The sequence below is a fragment of the Mycobacterium sp. genome (assembly GCF_052144515.1).
In the GTDB taxonomy this organism is placed as follows: Bacteria; Actinomycetota; Actinomycetes; order Mycobacteriales; family Mycobacteriaceae; genus Mycobacterium.
On record NZ_JBKQQD010000575.1, the window covers coordinates 1 to 4,266 of the forward strand.

Consider the following 4,266-nt stretch of genomic DNA (forward strand, 5'->3'; position numbering starts at 1 on the left):
CGATGAGCCAGTCGCCACGATTGCGGCCACGCTCAGCGTCAGCAGGGCCACCGTCTTCCGAGTCCTTGCCGAAGACGAAAGTTAGCGAGTAGTGATCCCCGCACATCTGGTTGAACAACTGACCAACACGCTCGCTCGCGGGGACGGACGTGGACCCACGCCCGAGGATCACCTCGAAGCAGGCAACGCTCATCTCTTAGTCGTGTAACCCGACTTGGCTCAGATCAGTGTGCATCATCTGCTAACCGGCGTGTTATTCCCATGCGCCACAGTGGCCACTGGCTGCTCGGTATACGACGATTTGTCCACCTCGCAGCGACTCCCGTCCACGCCGGTCCTGGTCAAAAAATTTGGAATTTATTGTGTTCCAGTCGGTGTCGCGCTCAAAAGTCGCTGCGAGACATCCCAGCTTTTTATTTGTCAAGCAGCGACGGGTGCGCGGTGCGTCCAGGCGGTGTCTTCGTTGTAGAGAGTCTGGTGGCGTAGGCATCCGTGCAGGATTCCGACGAGCCGGTTGGCCAGAGCACGGAGGGCCTGGTGGTGGGTGTCGCCGGCGGCGCGGTGTCGGTCGTAGAGGGCGCGGGCGCCGGGGCTGCATTTCAAGGTCGCGAAGGCCCAGCGGTCGAGGGCGTCGTAGAGTCGCCGGTTGCGAACGTGGCGGGCTATGACGGCGTGTTTTCGGCCTGATGCGACGGTAAGCGGTGAGGTTCCGGCGTAGTTTTTGCGACACTTAGCGTCGGTGAAGCGGTTCGGGTCGTCCCCGAACTCACCGAGCACCCGGGCGCCGAGGATGACACCGAGTCCTGGCAGGGAGAGGTAGATGTCGGCGTCCGGGTGTTTCCTAAAATGTTGAGCCAGTTCGGTTTCCACCGTGCTGATTTGATTGGTCAGCTCCACCACGATGTTGACGATGGCGCTGGTGGCGGCCCCGTAGGCCGCGTTCACGGCCGCGGGTGCGTGGAGTTGTTGGCTGCGCAGTAGGGCCTGGATCTCGCGGGCGCGTTCATCGATACCGCGTTGGCGTCCACCGGCTTTGAGTGCCGCGGCGATCTTGCTCAGGCTCAGCCGGGCGCCCTGGTCGGGGGTCGGGGCACGGCCCAACACGGCCAGTGCATCCCGATCGCGATCTCGATCACCAAGATTGGTGAACGCCTCTAAAGCCGCGGGGTAGTACTCGAGCAACCCCGCACGCAGCGCAGCGATCTGACGGGCCCGGGTCCAGATCAGGTTTTGATGTGCCCGCGCCAGCACCTTGATCGCCTCGGCCTGGGCGCTGTCCCCATCGAGAAGACGGTGGTTGTGCCGATCGGTGCGGACCAGATCAGCCAGCACCTTGGCATCTGCGGCATCAGATTTCGCACCCGAGACCCGGTGCCGATCGCGATAACGGGCCACCGCCATCGGATTAATCGCATACACCCGATAACCACTGACCGCCAAAGCAGCGACCCATAGGCCGTGATCTTTCTCGATCCCCACGATCACCTCGCTGGGATCTTCGGCGTGTGTGGGTGGTCGACCCGATCCGCAGCATCCGCTACGTCGTCGAACCCAATGAGCACGGCATGACGTGCGACCTGCTCTTCCGCGCCACGACGGCCGATGGCGTCCTTTGGATCGATGCGGCGGTCAGTGCAGGCGGCCTTCGACAAACACACTTTCCGGGACGGGTGCATCGAGCCCTGGGGGGACGGCCCGGTTGTTCGCGGCCATCAGCTCGTCTGCGCTCGTCGCAGCAGTAACGGCCCACCCGTGGGCTCGCAGCCAGTCCGGCACCTCGGTGCGTTCCTCGTCGTAAAGCAGGTTGCCGGACTCGGCGATGTCTTTGCCGCCCAGCTTTATTGCGGCGGTCCGATACAATTCCGTCTGCTCTTCGCGGCGCGCGGAGCTGTTGGGGCTGAAGAACTCGTTGGTGAATGCTTCGATAGCGACACGGCTCCCGGGGGCGCTGAGCGACTGGATCCGGTCGAATAGCAGGTCCTGCGCGTCGGCCGTTAAATAGGGCAGCAGCCCCTCCGCCGACCATGCCGTGGGAACCGACGCGTCAAACCCAGCCTGCACCAAAGCATTCGGCCAGTCCATACGCAGATCGATGCCCACGCTTATGTGAGAAGCGATTGGGTTGACTTGGTGAGATTCCAGCGTGCCGGTCTTGAATGCCAGCACCTTGGGCTGGTCGATCTCGTAGACCACAGACCGCGCAGGCCAGGCGAGCCGCCACGCACGCGAGTCCAGACCGGCCGCCAAGATCACGGCCTGCCGGATGCCGTCACCGGCTGACGCCAGAAAGTACTCGTCGAAGAACTTCGTCCGGCACGCCGTATAGCCGAGCATCGCCTGCATCCGGTCCTCGAATTGTGGGTCGAGTTCAATCAGTTCGGCTGGCAATTCACCGTCCAAGTAGATCTGCCAGATGCCGTCGCCGGCCGCCTCGAGGAACAGGTGTGCGTACGGATCCCTGATCAGAGGATTGGCGCTCTTGGTCTCCGCAGCTCGGCCGCCGGCAACCCCTAACGCAGTCGCGCCGACGCTCTCGTTGATGTCCCACGTGTCATCGTCAGTTCTGGCCATCGGAGTCCTTTCGCTGCGCTCGGTGAAACGAGCCTGTACCAACCCTACGCGAAAAGTTAGCTGTGCTTACAAAATGGGCCGGCGAGCACTGCGATCCGTGTCGGCGTCAAATTAGCGTGCTAATCTCACCGGTAGCACGGGTCACTACCGTTTAGGTAGCACATGGTGGTCATTTGATTAGCCTTTGATGGGCGTTGTTGGTACAGGGTACGTGAGGCAGCGTGGTGATGGCCCCGCGTTGGCCGTGAGCAAGAGAACGACATGGGCGCGAGGGAAGTGATGCCAGATCTGGTGGGTGAAAGCCGCCCGCACACCTACGAGCGTGGCGGCCTGTCGCTGGGGTACTCCGTGGTGGGCGATGGTCAACCCATCCTGTTCGTCCATGGCGCGACGGCCACGGGGGAGTTCGAATGGGGTCGGCTCGCGGCTGCGTTGGCGTCCGATTACCAGTGCGTCCTGCCCGATTTGCGCGGTCACGGCCGATCACAATTCCGCGAGTCGCCCGACATGGGGCAGGCCATCTGCGCGGATCTGGGACATCTCATCGAGCACCTGGGCCTCGACCACCCCCACATCGTGGGGTTTTCTTACGGTTCCGAGATCTCGCTCATGCTTGAACTGTCAGCGCCCGGCACCGCACGATCTCTGGTGATGGTGAGTCCGGGCACCGGTCGCCCCAGCGACTACCGGGCTCCGCGTCTGGAGCACCTGTACCGCACCTGGCCGTTCGCGTTGCGCCGCCTGCACGAGACCCACCACGGACCGGAGCACTGGCGTCAGCTGGTGACTGCGCTGCATGTCGACAGCGTCGGCCGACCCGAACTCTCAACGGAAGCACTGGGCGGTGTCGGGTGTCCGGTGTTGATGGTGGCCGGGGCCCTCGACGAGTCGACACGGCGGGCCCAAGGGCGGCGGTTCGCCGAGGTCAATGCTTTGGCACGCTACGTAGAACTCGACGGCGCGGCACACGCCGTGCACCACAAATGCCCCGATAGGTTTGCAGAGGTCATCAGTGCCTTCCTGACTGAAGTCGACAGTGAGAGAGCGGGGAGCCGTGGCGCGACAGAAGACAGCTGAGCTGAAACCGGTCGTAGAGCCGGCAGAGGACTATGTGCCGAGCTGGCAGCGAGACAGTGTCGATCGATCGCTGCGCAATGCGATCGACCGGGCGCGCAAGCGCAGTGACCGGTTCGTTGACGCTGCCGTTGAACTGCTGTCCGAACGCGATGAGGGTGACTTCTCGATCCAGGACGTGGTGGACCGCTCCAGTCAGTCGCAGCGCACTTTCTATACCTTCTTCGACAGCAAAGACAGCCTGATGCTGGCCGTGTACGAGACGATTCTGCGCAAGACTGCGATGCCGATGTTGCAGCAGCGGTGCGAGGGTATTGACGATCCGGTGCTGCGGCTTCGGGCCTTGCTGGACGCATTGTCCGAGATCACCGAGATGCCGGCGCGGTTGGCGCGGGGGTTGAGTGTTCTTCACCTGCGCCTCGCCGAGACGCGGCCAAAAGACCTCGCCGGCGCGGTGGAGCCCTTGCACGCCTTCATCGTCGAACTGCTGACCGGGGTCGCCAAGGCGGGACGACTACGAGAGGACCTCGGGCTGCACACGCAAGCGGCGTTGCTGCAGGAATTGCTGCTTGCCTCGACGCACTCCCGGGTGTTGACGGGCGGCAGCCAGACCAGCGTCGA

General features: G+C 63.3%; 4 protein-coding genes and 1 pseudogene. 2 read left to right on the forward strand and 3 right to left on the reverse strand.

Going from position 1 to position 4,266, the window contains the following annotated elements; all coding sequences use genetic code 11:
* The 3 genes and pseudogenes from ACLP9N_RS39795 to ACLP9N_RS39805 all read right to left on the reverse strand — a co-directional run.
* Positions 1–193, reverse strand: a 193-nt coding sequence (locus tag ACLP9N_RS39795) for a hypothetical protein (protein WP_442412535.1), incomplete at its 3' end; no start/stop codon positions are given.
* A gap of 227 nt (positions 194–420) precedes the next feature.
* Positions 421–1,506: pseudogene (locus tag ACLP9N_RS39800) on the reverse strand (IS110 family transposase); the annotation flags it as partial.
* Between the two features lie 123 nt (positions 1,507–1,629).
* Entirely contained in the window at positions 1,630–2,571 is a 942-nt protein-coding gene (locus ACLP9N_RS39805) for a class I SAM-dependent methyltransferase (protein ID WP_442412536.1), read from the reverse strand.
* A 261-nt stretch (positions 2,572–2,832) separates the two neighbouring features.
* Between ACLP9N_RS39805 and ACLP9N_RS39810 the strand changes: the two genes are divergently transcribed.
* The gene (locus ACLP9N_RS39810; protein WP_442412537.1) at positions 2,833–3,648 is read left to right on the forward strand and encodes an alpha/beta fold hydrolase; all 816 of its coding nucleotides are present in this window, start codon (positions 2,833–2,835) and stop codon (positions 3,646–3,648) included.
* A partial coding sequence (locus tag ACLP9N_RS39815) for a helix-turn-helix domain-containing protein (RefSeq protein ID WP_442412538.1) occupies positions 3,626–4,266 on the forward strand: 641 nt, incomplete at its 3' end. The genes ACLP9N_RS39810 and ACLP9N_RS39815, both read left to right, overlap by 23 nt.